22 protein-coding genes are annotated in these 21,097 nt (G+C 43.1%); 13 read left to right on the forward strand and 9 right to left on the reverse strand.

Annotated features, from left to right (window positions below; genetic code table 11):
• The 5 genes from V7K35_RS25560 to V7K35_RS25580 form a co-directional block, all read left to right on the forward strand.
• Positions 1-329 (forward strand): hypothetical protein (locus V7K35_RS25560; RefSeq protein WP_335082821.1); only part of this gene is annotated, 329 nt, incomplete at its 5' end.
• A 218-nt stretch (positions 330-547) separates the two neighbouring features.
• Positions 548-1,720, forward strand: coding sequence for an ABC transporter permease DevC (devC, locus tag V7K35_RS25565; protein WP_335082823.1), 1,173 nt, complete (start codon positions 548-550; stop codon positions 1,718-1,720).
• 65 nt (positions 1,721-1,785) lie between these two features.
• On the forward strand, positions 1,786-2,478 hold the full coding sequence (locus V7K35_RS25570) for a DevA family ABC transporter ATP-binding protein (protein WP_334797276.1): 693 nt from the start codon (positions 1,786-1,788) through the stop codon (positions 2,476-2,478).
• A gap of 630 nt (positions 2,479-3,108) precedes the next feature.
• On the forward strand, positions 3,109-4,044 hold the full coding sequence (locus tag V7K35_RS25575; RefSeq protein WP_335082825.1) for a M23 family metallopeptidase: 936 nt from the start codon (positions 3,109-3,111) through the stop codon (positions 4,042-4,044).
• Positions 4,045-4,165: 121 nt separating this feature from the next.
• On the forward strand, positions 4,166-4,705 hold the full coding sequence (locus tag V7K35_RS25580; RefSeq protein WP_298921257.1) for a late competence development ComFB family protein: 540 nt from the start codon (positions 4,166-4,168) through the stop codon (positions 4,703-4,705).
• Positions 4,706-4,767: 62 nt separating this feature from the next.
• Here V7K35_RS25580 and V7K35_RS25585 read toward each other — a convergent pair whose 3' ends face one another.
• Positions 4,768-5,739 carry a L,D-transpeptidase gene (locus tag V7K35_RS25585; RefSeq protein WP_442939764.1) on the reverse strand — a complete coding sequence of 324 codons (972 nt, stop codon included), beginning with the start codon at positions 5,737-5,739 and terminating at the stop codon, positions 4,768-4,770.
• A 279-nt stretch (positions 5,740-6,018) separates the two neighbouring features.
• On the opposite strand from V7K35_RS25585, the gene V7K35_RS25590 reads away from it, so the two are divergent.
• The 3 genes from V7K35_RS25590 (at position 6,019) to V7K35_RS25600 (ending at position 7,964) form a co-directional block, all read left to right on the forward strand.
• Positions 6,019-6,168 carry a hypothetical protein gene (locus V7K35_RS25590; protein ID WP_334724397.1) on the forward strand — a complete coding sequence of 50 codons (150 nt, stop codon included), beginning with the start codon at positions 6,019-6,021 and terminating at the stop codon, positions 6,166-6,168.
• Between the two features lie 368 nt (positions 6,169-6,536).
• Positions 6,537-7,193, forward strand: coding sequence for a sigma-70 family RNA polymerase sigma factor (locus V7K35_RS25595; RefSeq protein ID WP_334797282.1), 657 nt, complete (start codon positions 6,537-6,539; stop codon positions 7,191-7,193).
• 156 nt (positions 7,194-7,349) lie between these two features.
• A complete protein-coding gene (locus V7K35_RS25600) occupies positions 7,350-7,964 on the forward strand; it encodes an anti-sigma factor family protein (protein WP_335082829.1) in 615 nt (204 codons plus the stop codon).
• Between the two features lie 16 nt (positions 7,965-7,980).
• Here V7K35_RS25600 and V7K35_RS25605 read toward each other — a convergent pair whose 3' ends face one another.
• On the reverse strand, positions 7,981-8,436 hold the full coding sequence (locus tag V7K35_RS25605) for a gamma-glutamylcyclotransferase family protein (protein WP_335082831.1): 456 nt from the start codon (positions 8,434-8,436) through the stop codon (positions 7,981-7,983).
• Between the two features lie 158 nt (positions 8,437-8,594).
• On the opposite strand from V7K35_RS25605, the gene leuS reads away from it, so the two are divergent.
• Positions 8,595-11,213, forward strand: a complete 2,619-nt coding sequence (gene leuS, locus V7K35_RS25610) for a leucine--tRNA ligase (RefSeq protein ID WP_335082998.1) — start codon at positions 8,595-8,597, stop codon at positions 11,211-11,213.
• 511 nt (positions 11,214-11,724) lie between these two features.
• Here the strand turns inward: leuS and V7K35_RS25615 are convergent.
• Positions 11,725-11,976 carry a hypothetical protein gene (locus tag V7K35_RS25615; RefSeq protein ID WP_335082833.1) on the reverse strand — a complete coding sequence of 84 codons (252 nt, stop codon included), beginning with the start codon at positions 11,974-11,976 and terminating at the stop codon, positions 11,725-11,727.
• 599 nt (positions 11,977-12,575) lie between these two features.
• Here V7K35_RS25615 and V7K35_RS25620 point away from each other — a divergent pair.
• The gene (locus tag V7K35_RS25620) at positions 12,576-13,730 is read left to right on the forward strand and encodes a pyridoxal-phosphate-dependent aminotransferase family protein (protein WP_335082835.1); all 1,155 of its coding nucleotides are present in this window, start codon (positions 12,576-12,578) and stop codon (positions 13,728-13,730) included.
• Between the two features lie 558 nt (positions 13,731-14,288).
• On the opposite strand, the gene V7K35_RS25625 is transcribed toward V7K35_RS25620, so the two are convergent.
• The 6 genes from V7K35_RS25625 to petM all read right to left on the reverse strand — a co-directional run bounded on the left by V7K35_RS25625 (position 14,289) and on the right by petM (position 19,091).
• Positions 14,289-14,516, reverse strand: coding sequence for a DUF2949 domain-containing protein (locus V7K35_RS25625; RefSeq protein WP_012410503.1), 228 nt, complete (start codon positions 14,514-14,516; stop codon positions 14,289-14,291).
• 492 nt (positions 14,517-15,008) lie between these two features.
• Positions 15,009-15,533: a DUF192 domain-containing protein gene (locus tag V7K35_RS25630; protein ID WP_335082837.1), complete on the reverse strand. Its 525-nt coding sequence runs from the start codon at positions 15,531-15,533 to the stop codon at positions 15,009-15,011.
• Positions 15,534-15,686: 153 nt separating this feature from the next.
• Positions 15,687-16,373 (reverse strand): response regulator transcription factor NblR, encoded by a 687-nt coding sequence (nblR, locus tag V7K35_RS25635; RefSeq protein WP_273768161.1) that lies wholly within the window; start codon positions 16,371-16,373, stop codon positions 15,687-15,689.
• A 319-nt stretch (positions 16,374-16,692) separates the two neighbouring features.
• Positions 16,693-17,610 carry an NAD(+) kinase gene (locus tag V7K35_RS25640; RefSeq protein ID WP_334797289.1) on the reverse strand — a complete coding sequence of 306 codons (918 nt, stop codon included), beginning with the start codon at positions 17,608-17,610 and terminating at the stop codon, positions 16,693-16,695.
• Positions 17,611-17,741: 131 nt separating this feature from the next.
• Positions 17,742-18,740 carry an SDR family oxidoreductase gene (locus V7K35_RS25645; protein ID WP_335082839.1) on the reverse strand — a complete coding sequence of 333 codons (999 nt, stop codon included), beginning with the start codon at positions 18,738-18,740 and terminating at the stop codon, positions 17,742-17,744.
• Between the two features lie 246 nt (positions 18,741-18,986).
• Positions 18,987-19,091, reverse strand: coding sequence for a cytochrome b6-f complex subunit PetM (gene petM, locus V7K35_RS25650; RefSeq protein ID WP_334970983.1), 105 nt, complete (start codon positions 19,089-19,091; stop codon positions 18,987-18,989).
• A gap of 207 nt (positions 19,092-19,298) precedes the next feature.
• Between petM and pdxA the strand changes: the two genes are divergently transcribed.
• Genes pdxA through V7K35_RS25665 form a run of 3 tightly spaced genes read left to right on the forward strand, consistent with a single transcriptional unit; the run spans position 19,299 to position 21,057 of the window.
• Complete coding sequence (pdxA, locus tag V7K35_RS25655) at positions 19,299-20,390, forward strand: 4-hydroxythreonine-4-phosphate dehydrogenase PdxA (protein ID WP_335082841.1); 1,092 nt, start codon at positions 19,299-19,301, stop codon at positions 20,388-20,390.
• A 39-nt stretch (positions 20,391-20,429) separates the two neighbouring features.
• Complete coding sequence (locus V7K35_RS25660) at positions 20,430-20,768, forward strand: type II toxin-antitoxin system RelE/ParE family toxin (RefSeq protein WP_335082843.1); 339 nt, start codon at positions 20,430-20,432, stop codon at positions 20,766-20,768.
• Entirely contained in the window at positions 20,761-21,057 is a 297-nt protein-coding gene (locus V7K35_RS25665) for a helix-turn-helix domain-containing transcriptional regulator (RefSeq protein WP_335082845.1), read from the forward strand. Before V7K35_RS25660 ends, V7K35_RS25665 begins: the two co-directional genes overlap by 8 nt.
• Positions 21,058-21,097: the final 40 nt, after the last annotated feature.

Consider the following 21,097-nt stretch of genomic DNA (forward strand, 5'->3'; position numbering starts at 1 on the left):
TGGATGAACGAGTCTTTGAGGTGGATGAACGAACCTTTGAGGTGGATGAACGAGTATCTGAGGTGGATGAACGAGTCTTTGAGGTGGATGAACGAACCTTTGAGGTGGATGAACGAGTATCTGAGGTGGATGAACGAGTCTTTGAGGTGGATGAACGAGTCTTTGAGGTGGATGAACGAGTATCTGAGGTGGATGAACGAGTCTTTGAGGTGGATGAACGAGTCTTTGAGGTGGATGAACGAGTCTTTGAGGTGGATGAACGAGTCTTTGAGGTGGATGAACGACTCTTTGAGGTGGATAAATCCAGTTTTAAACCTCATCTATGTTGACAAGTGTAGTTTTTGCCCTCACCCTAAATGCCTCTCCCAAGTAAGGGCAGAGGGACTTCTTTCCGGCTCCCCTTCTCCCAATATTGGGAGAAGGGGCTGGGGGATGAGGGTTTTTCCTTTTCATACGGAAAGAACTACAGTTTTCAAGGTGGACGCGGTTTAACTCTCCCCTACCCCCTACCCCCCTGCCCCCTGCCCCCTGCCCTCCACTTCTTATAATGGGATTAATTAAACAACTGCGACGGCGAACCCCTCTAGGATGGCTGCAACTGAATTATGAAAAAAGCCGTCTTTTAGTGGCATTGTCAGGTATTGCCTTTGCGGATCTTCTCATGTTCATGCAGCTAGGCTTTCAGACTGCGCTGTATGACAGTAACACCAGACTGCATCGCAGTTTGCAAGCAGACATTGTTTTAACCAGTCCCCAAGCCCGTAACTTGCCAAGCTTGTCTACATTTTCTCGTCGGCGACTTTATCAAGCAATGGATATACCAGGGGTAAAGTCGGCAGAACCAATGTATTTCAACAACACAATCTGGAAGAATCCCCAAACACATCGTGAGACGGGGGTATTAGTTATTGGCTTTAATCCAGACAAGCCAGCCTTTGACTTAACAGATGTTAACCAGCAATTGCAGAAAATTAAGCTGCCAGATACCGTTTTGTTTGATCGTGGTGCAAGAGGAGATTATCAAAAAGCGATCGCTCAAATTGACCAAGGTAAAACCCTAACCACCGAAATAGAACGGCGCACAATTACCATTAGCGGCTTATTCCAAGTCGGGGCTTCCTTTGGCGCAGATGGCAATCTGATTACCAGCGATCAAAACTTTTTGCGGCTATATTCCGGGCGACAGTCAAGTAGTGTCAGTCTAGGTTTGATTGTTCTTAAACCAGGCTATGACCCGAAAAAGGTGGCAGCAACATTGAAAGCCTACCTGAGAGATGATGTCAGAGTATTAACCCATGCAGAATTTATTGAATTAGAGAACAATTTCTGGAGAACAAATTCCCCAATTGGGTTTATTTTCAGCCTGGGTGTATCGATGGGGTTTGTGGTGGGCGTGATTATCGTCTATCAAGTCCTCTCCACCGATGTGAATGCCCATGTTCGGGAATACGCCACCTTTAAAGCAATGGGATATCGCAATTATTACCTGCTAGGTGTGGTGCTTGAAGAATCGTTGATATTGGCAGCACTGGGCTTCTTCCCTGGATTGGGAGTGTCCTTAGCACTTTACCAACTGACTCGCACAGTTACAAATTTGCCCATGTACATGACTGCGATTCGGGCATTACAAGTATTAGTGCTGACTATCATTATGTGTGCAATTTCTGGTGCGATCGCCACCCGCAAACTGCAAGCCACCGACCCCGCTGATATGTTTTAAAAATGGGCATTGGGCATTGGAATAATTAACAATGCCCAATCTAAAATCCAAAATCCAAAATTGTTATGCTTCCCGTCATCTCCATCCATAATCTCGACCACTATTTTGGTCACGGCTCACTCCGAAAACAAGTTCTATCTAACATCAACTTAGAGATTAACGCCGGTGAAATTATTATTATGACCGGCCCCTCTGGTTCTGGAAAGACTACCTTGCTCACCTTAGTAGGTGGATTACGTTCTACCCAATCTGGTAGTTTGCAGGTATTAAGACGCGAACTTTGTGGTGCTAGTGCAGAAGAACTAGTGCAGGCGCGACGCCGTAACGGTTATATTTTCCAAGCACATAACTTGCATGGTAGTTTAACAGCACTGCAAAACGTCAAAATGGCTTTGGAATTGCACAAACATCTTGGGTTAAAAAAGATGCTAGCTAGGTCAGCCCAGATACTAGAGCAGGTAGGATTAGGAAATCACCTGCATTACTATCCTGATAAACTGTCTGGGGGACAAAAACAAAGAGTAGCGATCGCTCGCGCCTTGGTCAGTCATCCTCAAATTATCTTAGCGGATGAACCCACCGCCGCCCTTGATAGTCAATCAGGACGAGATGTAGTCAATCTTATGCACAAACTGGCAAAAGAACAAGGCTGTACCATCTTGATGGTTACTCACGACAACCGCATCCTAGACATTGCCGATCGCATCGTTCACATGGAAGATGGTAAGCTCAAGTCAAAATTAAAACTATTAGCTTAGAGGATGAGTCCTCTCCCAAAAGGAGACGATGCCGCACAACCAGTGTCACCCGTTCGCCCTTCGCGTTCCCGCAGGTAGGGCGGTTCATTTAATAAAAATTAAGTGCATCTTCATAGCGAATTGGTATAAGTTCTGGAATAATCCAGGCAAATATTGTTGAAGTTGGAATCACACCACTTGAAGTGGCGTGAGATTCAAAAGTGTTTATTACTCAAGCTCAGAACTCAGAACGTCGAGCTTTTTACTCCATTATTCCAGCTTAGAACTCGAAACGAGGAAATTTTAGCTAAAATCGCTGCTATCTTACCCCCTATCTCAACATCAGTAGAAGCTGTTATAAGTATATAAACGGTAATTAGGGTAGGCAAACTAACGCCACGGTATGCTAATTAAGTTTTCAGATCATTGACAATGTAATGCACCTTGGTTATCAAAGTTAATATCAATTCATTAAATTACACTTACAAATCATTCTCTCTTGTCTCCTACTCCTACCCCTGTACTGTCCATAAGTCCCTAGACAATTTCCCAACATCTATGGTTTTCAACAACATTTGCTTCAAACAGGAAACACTAGTAGAAATAAGCTAGTCTATTTTCCAATCAAAGCAAGGTATTTTTTATAGCTCTATGATTACTGAGAATCGCACTAATAATTCAAACAATAAGTTGCTCCGTTTTGATGTCAAAAGTTTGACACCTAATCGCCGTGCAATAAATGTGTTAAAGGGAATATTTGCTGTTCTCCCTCTCACCTTGGCATTGCCTGTAGATGCTTTACAAGTAAAAGTGATTCCAACTAATCCTAAATTAGGAGATACTCTCTCAGTGGAGATTAATCTAGATCATCAGGATAATGGTACAAATCCAACAGTAGCTAGTGGTAAGAATACATACCCGTCCTTTAAAATTGCCCCCAATCAGTATCGGGCTTTTGTTCCCACAACTCCACTAGAAAAAGCTGGAAATAGACCACTTCGGGTTGCAGCGGATGGTCAGGTGCAAAACTTGGCAGTGAATGTGCTAAATCGTAAATTTCCTATACAGCGCATAACTTTGCCACCTGGTAAAGCCGGAGTGGATGCCACAGAATATGAACTAAAACGGGTGGCAACTTTCAAGGCACTACAAACACCACAAAAGTATTGGAATGGAGTATTTCTGAAGCCAAATGCTGGGCGGATGAGTACAAACTATGGTGTACGTCGCTACTATAATGGTACATTTGCAAAAGACTACTATCATCGTGGTCTTGACTACGCTGGTGCTGCCGGTTCACCCGTGATTGCCCCAGCCGCTGGGCGAGTTGCTTTGGTAGGTAGGGTATCCCAAGGGTTTCGGATTCACGGTAATGTAGTTGGCATTGACCACGGTCAAGGAGTAATCAGTATTTTCATGCACCTGAGTCGTATTAACGTTAAAGAAGGTGATTTTGTGAAAGCTGGTCAACTAATTGGCGCAGTGGGTTCCACAGGTGCTGCCACGGGTCCACATTTACACTGGGGTCTATATGTCAATGGACAATCTGTTGATCCAACACCTTGGCGGACTAAGGTCGTTAACTAGTAGAGGCGGAATTGATCGCGTCTGTGCATAATTTGTGTTTTTTTTGCTGAGAATTAGGCAAAAGAAATTGGATTGATACCGTCCCTACCAAGCTTTGCTAACATAAATGATGATCAGCGTTATGAGTATCGAAAAAATTGTAGAACAAGCTCTCCAGGATGGTTATTTAACACCAGCAATGGAAGCAGAAGTCGGTAGAATCTGTGACAACGCCTCGGAACTCTCAATTGAAGAGTATATGGCGCTGGATCGGCTGATGGGAGCACTATTGACTGGTGAGGTAGTGGCGGTACCTCGGAAACAATTCATTAACGTCATGGAAGAATTGGTACTGACTGAAGCGATCGCCCGAGTCGCAGAAATTGAAGCCACCAGCGAAAGTTCTCTAGATGTCGGCGATATTGCTGCTTACGCTCTCAATCGGCTACCACCTTTGTATGCTACTACAGAAGAAGGTGCTACCTTCCAGCGCCAAACGGCTCGGGCACAACTGCAAGAATTAATTTCTCAGCAAGTAAGTGAGGCAATTAACCGTTACCTTGATCGACCCCATTTCTTCCCAGAACGACAAGCCTTAGGCAAAAACACTGGCAATGAGGTTGTACGCCAAGTTAGTGCTTTACTCCAAACATACGCACCTAATTTTGAGCAAAAATTATAACTTTAAGAGTCATTAGTCATTTGTCAGGAGTTTTAGACAAAGGACAAAGGACTCTTAATTAATTAATCACGCACTAACACTGTTGTCCCTAAACTCACTTGCTCATACAACAATCGGACATCAGAATTACGCATCCTTAGGCAGCCGTGGGATACAGCCGTTCCTACCAGGCCAATATCCGGTGTGCCATGAAAGCCAATTTCATTCCTTCCATCTGACCAAAAACCAATCCATCTATCTCCCAAGGGACTATCCGTACCAGCCTGAAATACTTTACCAGTGATCGGGTGACGCCAGATTGGATAATGTCGCATGTGGATCACCTGGAAAGAACCTGTGGGCGTTTCCCAACCTTTCTTACCTACAGCAATTGGGTAGCTGGCTATAACCTCATCTCCTGCGTATACATAGGTGCGGCGATCGCTTAAATCAACCATTACTTGCGTCTTGGCATCAGCCAGCCTATTAGAAGGTATTTGTTGGGCTGAAGCCTGAGACCATAGAGCTTTTGGCCAACTATCCGCAACTGGATTTTGTCTTTCTGCTTGCGCCACCAGCCGCGTCTTAGTTGGTAGGTCGGTTGCTTCAGCTACATCATTCTTAATTATTTGAGGCTGAGTTTGAGGCTTAATAGCAGCAGACCTGAGTATAGGTGTCTTCCGAACAATTGTACGTCTATCAGTTGCTTTCGCTACATTCTTCTTAATTATTTTCGATTTAGTTTGAGGCTTAATAGCAGAGGACTTTGGTGTAAACGCCCTCTGAGGAGTTGAGCCTTGGGTAACTTCACCAACTGGCACAGATGCACCCAGCGCAATTTCCCCTAAACTCACTTGTGAAACATTCTTGTAGACTTTCTCTGAGCGGCTTCCCTTAGGATTGGTTAGGGTAGAATCTCGCCGCATCGAACTAGATGCAGACTTCTCAGACTGCCCTTGGGCCGTAGTAATGCGCCAATGGACAGCTAAAGATAAAAATGCTGTGCCAAAACAGAGCAACATTACCATCCGCCCTACAGATTCGTTTCTTACCATTGCCATCGCCTATTGTTTATCCCTGACATATCCAGCCGAGCAATTGGATGTGTTCATCATCCGATTATCAAAAATTTATCAATACTTATCATTTCCGATATAAATCTGCCAACACCTCTGGGCAAACTAAGACTATGCAAATTGTCCCAGCAGCAAAACTCCAAGTGACCAACCTCATTCCTCCAAAGTTCTGGGGGTTGTAAGCCAATACTCGGACTTTCTGGTGGAACCTTTGAAATGTAGCAATCAATCATTAATGGTGTAGGTGGGAGAAAAACCATGTTTGAAAAACTATTGCTAGCAGTCACAATTACATTTTCCCTCAATTTATTTTTTCAAGTTCGCGTACCAGAGCAACAAAATGGTGCTACCTACGGTTCACAACCAGAACAATCAGCAACTATTCTGGTAATAAAATCAAAAAAATAAATCACCATTATAGTAACCACAGCAAGCCAACTTCCAGAAATTATTGCTTGAATTTTAAAGCTATCAAGAAGTTAGAATTACAAAATTTTTATCTTCATCCTTATAACCAGATTTAATTATTTTTATCAAGCGTATATACCCAGTTGCTAAAATGACCAAAACATGCATATTGCTGCGCCTTTGTTAGTTGATGGATGCAAGGGCAACTATGCGAATAGTATAAGGAAAAAGTTGCTCTCCTTATTGCTATAAATGTATCCAAAATTGTATGCTTCAGTGTTCCAGTCATAAATCCGTCACCTTAGCATGGAACTTCTGTCCCATTAGCAGGTCTAATAGATAGGGATGATTTAGAGCCAGTACGATCTATGAGTCAGTCGATTACTGTATCCTGGTCAACGGTTGATGCAAAGTATCCAGAAGCATCAGTGCAAGTTGACAAACTCCCTAATCACGATTTAATTTTGCGCTGTCAAGCGGGACTGCGACCAGATCGTGCTGCGTTTGCAGAACTATTACGTCGCTATCAAAGTCAAGTTGATAAAGTTCTATACCACCTGGCTCCAGATTGGGCTGACAGAGCCGATTTGGCTCAAGAAGTTTGGATTCGAGTCTATCGGAATATTAACCGATTACAAGAGCCTGCTAAATTTCGGGGCTGGTTAAGCCGCATTGCCACCAACTTGTTTTATGATGAGTTGCGTAAACGCAAGCGGGTTATGAGTCCTTTGTCACTGGATGCTCCCCGCTTGTTAGATGACGGCGAGATGGATTGGGAAATCGCCGGCGATACCCCAGGTCCTGAAGAAGAACTGACAACTAGAGAATTTTACGAGCAATTGCGGGAAGCGATCGCGGATTTACCAGAAGTCTTTCGTACTACCATTGTCCTCAGAGAAATCGAAGGCATGGCATACGAAGAAATTGCCGAAATCACTGGAGTTTCATTAGGAACTGTGAAATCAAGAATTGCCCGAGCTAGATCGAGGCTGCAAGCTCACTTGCAGAATTATCTAGACTCCTAATTTACAGCATCTTGCCTCTGCCCAATGGCAGAATTTGAGCATTAATTAAGAATTACCACAAAGATGTAGATTGCCTCTGCCCTTAGGAGGAAAATTGGCTAATTTTTCCGAATTTCCGTGCAGTTTACCCGTGTTTAAATTGGTAATAATGTTAAGATGACTACTGATTCTCAGTTTTACGACCGTTCTCCTTTGAAACTTCCTCAAGATTTGTCAGATGGAATGGCCAAGCATACCAATGAATCAACGGGTCTTATGGATATGGTGAAGCGCGATCGCTTCGAGTTATTGAGTGCTTATCTCGATGGTGAAGTCACAGCCTTAGAACGCAGGCAAGTAGAAGAATGGCTGGCAAATGATGCCTCAGTTCAATGCTTGTATGCCCGACTCTTAAAGCTGCGCCAAGGCTTGCGGACTCTCCCAGTGCCAACAGCCCAACAGTCACCAGAAGCAACAGTTCAGCAAGTATTCACACGTTTGCGCCGCCGTTCCCGTTTAAACTGGATGGTGGGAGGCGCAGCCATTGCTGCTTGTGTAATCGGTGCAGTATCTGGCATAGTATCTGGTGGTTCTAGTCCGCGGCAACTAGCACAACGACCAGAAATAGAACCGATACAAACGTCATCAGCGTCTATGGTTCCACTTTCCCCGCTGATGGTGGGACTAAATAACCCGGTAATTGAAATTCCGAAAGCAGCAGTAGCTTCTCCAGAAAATCCAATCTATCCGGTACAGCCGCAACGGCACGACTCTAAACAGGATATAAACTAATCGTCAAGTTAACAGTTCACAGATCATAACTGTACTTTGCTGTTAAACCACAGCCTGTCCACCAACCGTCAGGTTGGAGGAATCCTCCTAATTGGTTAATTTGATCTAGAGTCATCAAATAAACCCAAGCCAAACCCAGAGAGAGCGACTGTGGCTGATAAATCTCGATAATTTGTCGATTATAGAGGTTTTCTGATGGTTGTCTAGTGGACTGGTAATTTTCCAGCAGATCTAGCTCATTTAAAATCCTTGGGTTGGAAAAAGAAAGTAAATATCCGTAAACTTGGGTATTCCCTAGCGTCATTGCTGGGTAGCCCATTGGCAGAGCAAACAATTTACCTTGTACAAAAGCTCTTTTAACATCTATTATCTTGTCAGTACAGTATTTTTTATAGTTAGCTTCACCTGGTTTGAGTGTGCCGTAAACAAAAACCTGCACCAAATCGGAAAATTGTATATTTGATTCAACCATCTAAACCTTTATAAAATGACTCTTGCTATACCTGAAACATTAGCAGTTCGGGCATAATCAGGCTGATGCTCAATTATATAAATATGTGAGTAGTTGACCTACAATATAGGTTAACCTAGCAGGTTAACCTAGATAGACCCAGTAGGAGAATTTTTTTGGTGGATTCCCGATATAACCCAGCAGCAATTGAGGAAAAATGGCAAAAAACATGGGTAGAACTTGGCTTATATAAAACACCCACAGCTAGCAACAAGCCAAAATTTTACGCTTTATCCATGTTCCCTTATCCATCGGGCAGCCTACACATGGGTCACGTCCGTAATTATACGATTACCGATGTGATTGCCCGTCTCAAGCGAATGCAAGGCTATCGGGTAATACACCCAATGGGTTGGGATGCCTTTGGGTTGCCGGCAGAAAATGCCGCCATTGATCGTGGTGTGCCGCCAGCAAAGTGGACTTATCAGAATATTGCCCAGATGCGGCAGCAATTGCAGCGTCTTGGTTTATCCATCGACTGGGGATGTGAACTTGCTACCTGTTCACCGGATTATTACAAATGGACGCAATGGATTTTCTTGCAGTTTTTGCAAGCGGGGTTAGCTTACCAAAAAGAAGCAGCAGTAAACTGGGACCCCATTGATCAAACTGTACTGGCAAATGAGCAAGTCGATAACGAAGGACGTTCTTGGCGCAGTGGGGCAATAGTTGAGCGCAAATTATTGCGGCAGTGGTTTTTCAAGATTACCGACTATGCTGAAGAATTGCTTAATGACTTGCATAAATTGACAGGTTGGCCAGAACGCGTCAAGTTGATGCAGGCAAACTGGATTGGTAAATCTACAGGCGCTTACTTAGAATTTCCGATCATTGGGATAGATGAAAAAATCGGCGTGTACACCACACGTCCAGATACCGTTTATGGTGTCAGCTACTTAGTGTTAGCACCAGAACATCCCTTAACAAAGCGCGTCACCACAAAAGAACAACAAGCGGCGGTAGAAGCCTTTATTAAAGAAGTTTCCAATCAAAGTGAGTTGGAACGGACTGCTGAAGACAAACCTAAGCGGGGTATCCCAACTGGTGGGGTGGTAATTAACCCGTTTACAGCAGAAAAAGTGCCCATTTGGATTGCTGACTATGTACTGTATGAGTATGGTACTGGGGCAGTGATGGGAGTACCAGCACACGATGTCCGAGATTTTAAGTTTGCTAAAAATTACGATTTGCCAATTGATTTTGTTATAGCTTCCTCAGATGATGTTGCAGGTTTTGACTTAACTCCAACATCAGAGATTGATGAAGTCACACAACTCATTCAAATTGAATATAATCAGGCATACACTGAACCAGGAATTTTAATTAATTCTGGGGCTTTTACTGGTATGGCTTCCGCAGATGCTAAACAAGCCATAATTGAATACGCCGAACAACAAGGTTTTGGTAAAGTGCGAGTGCAATATCGCTTGCGGGATTGGTTAATTTCGCGGCAGCGTTACTGGGGCGCACCAATACCTGTAATTCACTGTCCCAACTGTGGGATAGTGCCAGTACCTGATAAAGATTTGCCAGTTCAGTTGCCAGAAGAGGTGGAATTTACTGGACGTGGTGGTTCACCTTTAACTCAGTTAGAAAGCTGGGTAAATGTGCCTTGTCCAACTTGTGGCACTCCAGCGAAGCGGGAAACTGACACGATGGATACTTTTATTGATTCTTCGTGGTATTTCTTGCGCTTCCCTGACGCTAAAAATGAACAACAGGTTTTCGATTCTAGTAAAGTTAACGACTGGATGCCAGTTGATCAGTACGTGGGTGGGATTGAACACGCAATTTTACATTTGTTGTATTCGCGGTTCTTTACTAAGGTACTACGCGATCGCGGTTTGATAAATTTTGACGAACCCTTTCAACGCCTATTAACTCAAGGGATGGTACAGGGTTTAACTTACACAAATTCCAATAAGGATGGTAAAGACAAGTGGGTTCCCTTTAATCTTGTAGATCCAGCCGATCCACGAGATCCTAAAACAGGTGAAGCACTGGAACTCGTTTATGCCACCATGTCTAAATCAAAGGGCAACGGTGTAGCGCCAGAAGATGTAATTTCCAAATACGGTGTAGATACGGCGCGGATGTTCATCTTGTTCAAAGCGCCGCCAGAAAAAGACCTGGAATGGGATGAAGCCGATGTGGAAGGACAATCCCGCTTTTTAAATCGGGTTTGGCGTTTGGTGACAGATTATATTGCGGCTGGCGTATCCCGTAAGCAAGCCCAATCTGATTTAACTAAGGCAGAAAAGGAATTGCGGCGGGCGATTCACACGGCTATTCAAGCGGTGACAGAAGATGTCGAAGGTGAATATCAATTCAACACAGCTATTTCAGAATTGATGAAGTTGAGTAATGCTTTAACGGATGCCAGCGGCAAAAATTCACCAATTTATGCAGAAGGGATTCGGACTTTGGTAGTATTGCTAGCACCCTTTGCACCACACATTGCTGATGAATTATGGCATTTATTGGGTGAAACTGATTCAGTTCACACTCAAACTTGGCCATCATTTGACCCAGCTGCTTTAGTAGCTGATGAAATCACTTTAGCGATTCAGATTAATGGCAAAACTCGCGGCACAATTCAAGTGCCAGCGCAAGCAGATAAGTCAGCGCAAGAGAACTACGCCCGTGAATCAGAAGTTGCCCAGCGTAACCTTGAGGGTAAAGAGATTAAAAAGGTGATTGTGGTGCTTGGGAAGTTAGTGAATTTTGTAGTCAGTTAAGAGTAGAAGGAAGAGAACACGGCAGGCGTTCATCCTGACCAACCATTGCTAAATCACATCTGAATTCATAACTCTGTATTCCTATTTTTTAATGCCCGATTGCGATACCAAGCGGGGAAGCGTATCGTCATCAAGATGGCGATCGCAACCAGGACTATGTGTAGAATCGTAGAAATGTTGAGTGGCAGCGGCCAACTGATCAATGCACTCAGCGCAAAGGCAATTTATATAAGTGTCCAGAGAGTAGGACTGTTTTATTTATACACGAAAAAGCGCTTGAGAGTTTTGCTCACTCAAGCGCTTTCCCGTAAAAGCTTATACCAACTCACTCGTTTGATGTAACATTTGAAATCTGCAACACTCCCTTCACAGGGAGTATTACGGGGATAACTTGTGACAAACATGTGGTGAAATGGTATCACTCCTTGCACTAACTAAGAATATCTCTTTTGCAAGAAAACCGGGGATCTAGTGAGTGACAGTTTATGAACTGACACTAGTTAAAAACGACTCACCATGAATGGTGACTAACAAGACTAAGCACAACTGGAGCAATTTTGTAAGTACAGTATAAAAACTTATAGTTTCTTAGCGTAGGCGTAGCCCGCCTTAGCGATCGCATACCGCTGAGTGCCGGTCCACAATGTGCAACAATTAGTAGCATAAATATCTCAACTTCAGCAGCAAATGAATCGCCATTGAGTAAGCCAGAGAAGTCTTGGATATTAGCATCGAAGCGATTTGGACTCAAATAAATCGTCACCTCCTCTATAGATGGAGGTATTCTTTAGAGAATGGCAATCCAATAACAAATCTTCGACCCAAGCAGATTGAAAAGTTCGGGTTAGGTATCTTCTATCTCTTAGCAAACGGTGACATCCTAGTCTTCCGCATAGTATAAGAGGTTACTTCCTTCGTTGAAGCAAAACAGAGCTTTTTCACCGACGATTCCCGCGATATTCAAAACGATTTTGCGTATTTCAATAAAAACAACAGAGGCGGATTATAGGTAAGATTTAAGAATTTCTCATACCTGTGCCTAAAATTGCGAAAGTCTAGATAGACGCTTCACGCCTGGCTAAAATAGCCACTCCCCTATGAGCAGACACCTTAACCTGGCATCTAGGTGTGTGGTAAAATTGCCTGGAACAAAGGTTTCATCTGAGTTGGAGTCTTATATAAATTGCAAAGGTCAAACTTACGGATCAATAACTCCCACAGTACTTTTCCTATGGATTCGGAAAATAGACAACAAGACTGGTGACAAACTGAGTGTAATTTGTAAATGAATATCTAGAATTTGCTACCAGACTGAACGAACTTCCCACAATTTTGACTTCTATTTAACTTTAGGATAGACACATGAACGATAAGCTGATGCTGATGATTCCTGGCCCAACCCCGGTGCCAGAAGCTGCCTTACTGGCATTAGCCAAGCATCCGATTGGGCACCGCACCAGTGAATTTAGCAACATATTGGCAGAGGTGACGGAAAACCTCAAGTGGCTGCACCAAACTCAAAGTGATGTGCTGACGCTGAATGTCAGTGGTACAGGTGCTGTAGAAGCTGGAATAATTAATTTTCTCTCTCCAGGCGATCGCATTTTAGTTGGCTCTAATGGTAAATTTGGCGAACGCTGGGTAGAAATAGGTGAAGCCTACGGTTTGAATGTAGAAGAAGTTAAGGTTGAATGGGGAAAACCCTTAGACCCCGCAGTATTCGCCGAAAAACTCCAAGCAGATACCCAAAAGCAAATCAAAGCCGTAATCATTACCCACAGCGAAACCTCGACGGGTGTGTTGAATGACCTACAAACCATCAACCGCCATGTCAAAGAACACGGTGAAGCTTTAATTATCGTTGATGCCGTGACTAGCTTGGGTGCGTTCAATCTACCTGTGGATGCTTGGGGCTTGGATATAGTCGCCTCCGGTTCCCAAAAAGGTTATATGATTCCGCCGGGATTGGGTTTTGTCTCTGTCAGCCCCAAAGCTTGGGAAGCTTACAAAACTGCGAAGCTACCGAAATATTATTTGGATTTAGGCAAATATCGCAAAGCCACAGCCAAAAATACAACTCCATTTACTCCGCCTGTGAACTTGATCGTAGCGTTGCATACCACGTTGCGAATTATGAAAGAGGAAGGCTTGGAGTCAATATTTGCTCGACACGAACGGCTCAAGAATGCTACCCGCGCCGCCATTCAAGGGTTAAATTTACCCCTGCTTGCAGCAGATAGTTCTGCTAGTCCGGCGATTACGGCTGTAGCACCGCAGGGAATTGAACCGGATAAGATTCGGTCATTGATGAAAAAACGCTTTGATATTGCCCTAGCAGGCGGTCAAGACCATTTGAGTAACAAAATTTTCCGCATTGGTCACTTGGGCTTTGTGAGCGATCGCGATATCCTTAGCTGTATATCATCCTTAGAAGTTACCCTAAGAGAACTTGGCTACGAAGACTTTACCCCTGGATCTGGTATAGCGGCAGCAGTTAGAGTGTTTAGTCAGTCCTGAGTACTAAGGACTAAATCAAAAGAGCGAGTTAAATTATCAACTCGCTCTTTTGATTTGGATGTAAATGAGTAGAAACCGCCATAGTCAATATATTTATGTATCAAATTTTACACATGGTAAAGTTGATCTGACAAGCTTCAATTCTCCTAGATGATACCAACTTGCCCTAGATAGTATTATTTACTCAGTAAACAGTCGCACAGGGTATTTGACACTAAATAATACTAACTTTGGTAACTTAGTATGATCTTAAATTGGCATAAATGCATAAATAGCATTGTTTAAGATTCCGGTACAGCCTTTTGGTAGAGACTTTTAATCCCTGGTGCCCGATAGCACAGGGTTAGCTAGTCTGCAAGCGTCTGACTCGCTCTAAGCGTTGGCGCAGCCTCTCGTAGATAAGGCTTTACGCTACGTTACGCGCTAGCGTCTCACGCCACTTGCTCTGCTTGGGGAAACCCTTACAGCCCGAACGCAAGAGCGTCCCTGTCTTGAGAACGGCTGTAGGGAGAAAACTGCGCTGCTTCACCAAAATCCCAAATCCCAAATTGGTATAATCTACGCTGTCTCCAGCCAATCATAAATTTGTTCTAACTGCTCTAGAGTAATTAACCCATACTGCCAAAGAATCATTGCCAAAGGGCCTGGATCTTGCTCTCGATGCCGAAGCGCCACAGCTAGGGATGCTGTGGAAATTGCCAAATCTTCTTGCAAAAAATGAATAAGTCGAGAATATTTTGATGGTGACATTTGTATCTCACCTCCTTGTGCAGAATGTATTGTCATATATTCAGTTCACCATTGCTCGGTAGCCAGTAGCCAATATTTCATCTGTCACTGTGCCGTTATTGGCTATACACCCCAACACAGTTTTTTAATCTGCCTTAAAGAAAGGCTTTTCATACAGGGCCTGAGAAATAGAAATTTCCGTACAAATCATCTGCTCGATTATCAAGCAGTATTTTTACTTAGTTAAATTGACTCAATCTTGTTTACTTTTATGCTTTATTTAATTACACATCTAGTAACAAAGATTCCATAGCCTATATTCCCTTATTGGCGACTATTTACATTTACGCTGAAGGGAATATTTTTGCAACCAAACCTTAAAACTGCGATTTGAGCTTGGAGACAGGAGAATTTTACATTATTATCACAGTTTTTAAATAGTAGCGTTACAGATGACTGTTTTACCACAATACGTGACATTTTTTACAAAAAAAACATATATTTCGATAGTATAGGCTCTGAACAGAGCAACCACCAAAATCTTTATCCTCACAAAGCGCCGGAGTTTCTAAACTCAATTTTGACAATATCGCCTACTTTCAACTTCAATTCGGCAGCTCTTCCAGAGCGAAGTTCAATCACCTTATCGATTGGTGTATTGGAGCCATAGGTAGGACAAGGCTCACTTGCACAAGGAGGTGCAGCTGCCTGAATATATTTAACTACACCCTTATGTAGAAATACCATGTCCAAAGCCACAGGTACATTCTTCATCCAGAAACTGACTGGTTGGGCTGAAGGGAACCCAAACAGCATCCCTCGGTTATCTGGCAAAGCTGGTCGATACATCAACCCCTTCGCTTGCTGTTCTGACGTCTGCGCCACTTCTAGCTGAATCGTTGTGCCATTAGGAACAATGGCTTTTGCAGAAATTGGTAGTGTTTGACCTAAACTCTCTGGTGCTGGAGTTTGAGAACCAGACGTAAGTGTAGGAGGTTTAGCTGTTGTTGGCACAGAACAGCCGATCAGAAAAATACTCAGTAACATTGAGAGCAAACCTAGCCAACGAGTCATAATTATTTTTGATGTAATTTAGATTTCAATTTTACTAATGTTGTAGGCAAAAACTGTTGGGGTGAGAAGCCGCAGCCCCCAAATGTGTCAGTCTAAGACTGGAAATGCGGCAACGAATCCCCTTGTTAAAGATAGGCATTCCATCACAATGTACTAGGATTCTCTTAAAACATACCCTACGCCTCGCACTGTCTGAATAAGGCGCTTTTGACCTTCATCTTCAATTTTTAGGCGCAAGTAGCGGATGTACACTTCAATTACATTCGACTCACCTAGAAAGTCGTAACCCCAAACATTTTCTAAAATTTGTTCACGGGTTAACACCTCACGGGGATGTTCCATTAAGAATTTTAATAATTCAAATTCCTTCATTGTCAAGTCAATTGCCCGTCCGCTGTGTATGGCACGGCGAGTTGCGATGTCTAAAATCAGATCCCCAAAGCGTAATTGCTCCGTGGTATCCAAATCAGGTTTTAAGTAGAGGCGAATTAACTTTAAAAAGTCTTCTGAGCGGTAAGGCTTGAGGATATAATCATCGGCTCCAGCTTCTAGACAAGCTACACGATCATCGACTGTATCCCTTGCCATTAAAATCAATACAGGCGATCGCATACCAGTGCTTCTCAGATTTTTACACAATGAGAGTCCTGATTCGCCTGCTAGCATCCGGTCTAAGACAATTAAAGCAGGCTGGCGATCGCGGCAGTGTTGCAAACCACTCGTCGCATCATGAGCCAAAATTGATTCATAGCCGGCTTCTTGCAAATCGCAAGAAAGCTGATTTGCTAGGCTCTCATCGGTTTCAATCACTAAAACACAGGGACTTTGAGCAACTGTCATAACAATTTGGGATATTGGATTTGGGATTGTAAAGATATTCCAGTGAAAATCCTTACATCAGTTAAAAGTGCAATTACGAGTTTGTAGTGATGGAGCAATCCTGATTTGACATGTGGCTAAGGATCTTTTAGCACGTTCAGGTGTCAGCCATCGAATTCTCGGATGCAATCTTAATAACTAACTCCAAATACCATCTCCATACCAGTAATTCTGGAAGGAAATCAGCAAATTGAGTATGGGGCATGGCAGCAGAGAAACAGAGGGAAGAATTTTCTGTTTGCTTCCTCGCTTCTTCAACAATGCCCTGCTTGGCCAATAACTAAGGTAATTCTACGGAAGTTGGTTTAGCGATATGTGGTAGACCCCAACCTAATTTTTCTCGTAAAATTCTGAAAAACTCAGGCGGTTGCAGGCGAATAAATCTGGCACTATATTGCGATCGCTCCATATATACTCTATCTTCTGGTAGTACATAGCATCCCCCATTACCATCCACCACCATCACCAGTCGAGCAATATTAACTGGATAGATGTTGACAGATTCAGTATCTGGAAATACCAATGCTCTAGAAGCTAGGGAATGGGGACAAATGGGTACTAGCTGTAAAGCAGGTACGCCAGGAGTCACCACTGGGCCACCAGCACTTAATGAGTAAGCTGTAGAACCAGTAGGCGTAGAAACAATCACACCATCCGCCGCAATATCTACTGGCGCATGACGCCCTATGGCAATTTCAAAATGGCACATAGAGGTCAAAGGTTCCCGATGCAGCACCATTTCATTCAAGCAAAGGGCTTCCCATAGCACTGAATCTCCCCGAAACACTTTGACGGTGAGCATGGCTCGTTCTTCAATTTCATACTCACCCGCCATCAACTGTTCTAGTGCTTGGGGCAATTGATTCAGGAAACTTTCCGTCAAAAATCCCATGTGGCCGGTATTCACTGTTAGTAGTGGAATACCACAGGGAGCTACCTGACGAGACGCTGCTAAAACAGTGCCGTCTCCCCCTAATACCACTGCAAACTCCATATCTGAGTCAAAACCAGGGGGTGTCAGACCGTCAATGGGGGTGTGGCATACAGGACTATCTGGGTTAGAGTAGCCCAGTATGCCACCGATACTCGATGTCACACATACATTCCAACCGGCTGCGGTTAGCTTGTCTTTTAACTCGATAGCGACACGACTCGCTATCGGTTTAACGTCATTGTAGATAATGCCTGCTTTCGGCACACTCAAATATCCAAGTTTAGGCGATGTCTCTGTATTATGTAATCCTTACACATTTTTGACCATGTAGTCATTAATCTAGAGTCAAATATCCAGAGTCTAAAGTTTTACGACTAATGTCTGTTTTGTAATGACTATTGACTATTGACTTTTGAAGACTGTTTAAAAGGAGTTTTTTTAGATTTCTGCTTTTTGGTTTTATTTTTCTGGTAGTCTAACTCTTTGAGCTTTTTCATTATTCGGCTGAAGTACTCTTGTAGATAGCTTTCTAGAGTTGTGGTTTGTTGCTGATCTAAACCAAAAACTGTGTACACTTCATCCATTGGAGCATTTAACTCTTTACCACTAGCCAACACTTCTGTAAACGCTAACCTATCTGCTACATTCCATCCCCACTGAAAGAACCGCATTAAGCCCCGCACAGTACGCAGCAAGTTTATTGGCATCCGCGTTACCCTGGCATCTTTTCCAGATAAGCGTTCGCACAGGTTGATGATTTCCTCTGCACTCCATGCACGGGTACCGACTACAGGAAAAGCTTGGTTTTCCGTTTCGGGCACGCTCAATGCTCGAATAGCAAACTTAGCAATGTCCTGAGTGTCCATATAGGCGATGGGAGAAGAATTACCAGTCACCCAAACTGGCTGTGCTTCCAAAATCGGAATCCCATACTGACTGATTAATCCTTGCATAAACCCAGCTAGCCGCAAGATGGTGTAATTCAAGCCAGACTCAGCCAGGAAGAGTTCTGTACACCGCTTAATTTCCATTAGCGGCACTTCTGGGTATTTATCAGCATCTAAAATCGAAAAGAAGATAAAACGCTCTACACCCGCTGCTTTTGCAGCCTGAATCAATGCTACTTTGCCGTCCCAGTCCACTTGTTTGATACTCAGTGAATCTGTAGGGCGAGATGTTGACGCATCAATAACTTGGGTTACACCTAACAATGCTTCCGCTAGGCTTTCAGGGTAACGCAAATTTCCCGGTACGAGTTCTGCACCCCATTCTTTGAGAAAAGCTGCTTTTTTACTGCTCCGAACAAGACAGCGTACTTTATATCCCTCATCGATTGCACGACGAGCAACTTGTCTTCCTAAGGTGCCAGTGGCACCGACAATTAATAATGTCATGAGGGTTGTAATAAATTTTAATGTTTTATGAAAAGAATGTTATCAGAATAACCTATGCAAACAAAAGTTTACATCTTTTCTCAGAAAATCAATTTATTTTGAAAAACTCATAGGAAAATAGCTGTCCGGTAAACGGACAAGCTTTTTTCCCAATTAGCGAAAAGTATGAACGCCAGCTTGAGGTGAACAGAACTTTCCAAGGCAGAGGAAAAGCTCTTTCCTCTCAATAGCCGATTACCGTAGGGATTATTCTTCTGTGCCCTGAATTTTCAGTAACAATGCGCCTAAGCCCCAGCCCACGAAGATTAAACCGAAGGACAATAGAGCTCCATCCAAAATTTCGCCGCCCATTGGTGTGATTCTCCTTATGCAAAGTGGTGTGTAAACTAGGTCTACCAGAAGCTTTTCAATAGTTGCTGTAGGATTAGACCTGTGTAAATAATTTTAAACTAGTTTAGCAGGTAATCCTTACTGGTTTAGGGGGCAATCCCTACTGTTGGAAGAGGAGGAGATGGGGAAATTGGGAAAAATTGATGATAATAATTATGAAGATATTTTATGTATCAAAATAATCAAGGTAATTTAGTAAATTTTTGCAAAGAGAATCGTCCGCGTTTGGTGCTGACGGTGGGAGATCCGGCGGGGATTGGGCCAGAAGTGATTTTGAAAGCTTTAGCAGATCCGGAAATTAGTAAAAAATATGACGTTACAGTGGTGGCTAACCGGGATTTGCTGGCACAGAGTTATCACAAACTGAATTTAACTGAGAATTTAGCAGCTTTAGCAAATCCAGACGAGTTGTCAGTCAGCGATGTGCAGTTTGATAGGGAAATTAAAGGTGAAATTATCACCGGAACAGGTAATGCAGCCAGTGGTGCGGCTAGTTTTGCCTATATGGAATATGCGATCGCTCAAACACTCGCTGGTAAATTTGATGGTATTGTCACAGGACCCATCGCTAAATCTGCTTGGAAAGCCGCAGGCTATAATTATCCAGGGCAAACGGAACTCTTGGCACAAAAATCAGGTGTTGACCGTTTTGGAATGTTATTCGTAGCGCGATCGCCCCATACTAATTGGACACTCCGCGCAATACTAGCTACCACACATATTCCCCTACGTCAAGTAGCTGATATATTGACACCGCAGTTGTTGACACAGAAATTGGATTTGCTGGTGGAGTGTTTGGAGAAAGATTTTGGTATAGATAGAGGGAGAATTGCGATCGCAGGTTTAAATCCCCACAGTGGCGAACAGGGACAACTTGGACATGAAGAACAGGATTGGCTAATTCCCTGGTTGGAGCAAGAGCGGCAAAATCGTCCACAATTGAAGCTAGATGGGCCAATATCGCCAGATACGATGTGGGTTAAACCTGGCCAAGCTTGGTATGGAAATTCTTTAGTACAAAATCCAGCTGATGCCTACTTGGCACTTTACCACGACCAAGGCTTAATTCCTGTGAAGCTGATGGCATTTGATCGGGCAGTTAATACTTCTATTGGTCTTCCTTTCGTTCGGACTTCACCCGATCATGGGACAGCGTTTGATATTGCGGGTAAGGGAATTGCTGATGCTACGAGTATGAAAGCAGCGATACATTTAGCGGCTGAGTTGGTTACTCGAAGATTGGCGGCGAGAAAACTATGAATTATTTCATGATTTGTAAATAGATTTGTCCAAAGAATCATGGAAGTGCAACCAAGAGAAATTAGGAATTATCTGACAGGAGATGGAAAAAATATTTTTGATGAGTGGCTTGATTCTCTGCGAGATAGAAGAGCAAAAGCTAAAATAAGAGCCAGACTTGACCGAGTTGAAGATGGTAATTTAGGTGATTGTAAGTCAGTTGGAGAAGGTGTTTTTGAATTGAGAATCGATTATGGATCAGGTTATCGCATATACTTTGGACAAGAAGGGATAACAATTATTATTCTTTTGTGTGGTGGAGATAAAAGCACTCAGGAACGAGATATTGGTAAAGCTCAGGAATATTGGAAAGACTATAGGAGTAAAGATAATGCCTAGAAGTGTAAGCTATCACGAAGGACTAATTAAACATCTCCAAGACCCACTAGAAGCAGCATCTTATATCGAAGTAGTTATAGAAGAGGGTGACCCTAAAATGTTAGGAAAAGCGCTCACAAATGTGATTGAGGCACAGGGTGGAATTGATCAGTTTCCAGCGCAAGTTAAGCAATGCTATGAGCAACTCAACTTGATATTATCTGAGCAAGGTGAAATTGAATTTTATTGTCTCAGTAAATTACTCGATGCATTGGGATTACAGCTAGCAGTAACAGTGAAGTCAGCATGAGGTAATTTCTTAAGGATAGTTTAAATCACTCAGTCTTATA

Source organism: Nostoc sp., assembly GCF_036917275.1.
In the GTDB taxonomy this organism is placed as follows: Bacteria; Cyanobacteriota; Cyanobacteriia; order Cyanobacteriales; family Nostocaceae; genus Nostoc.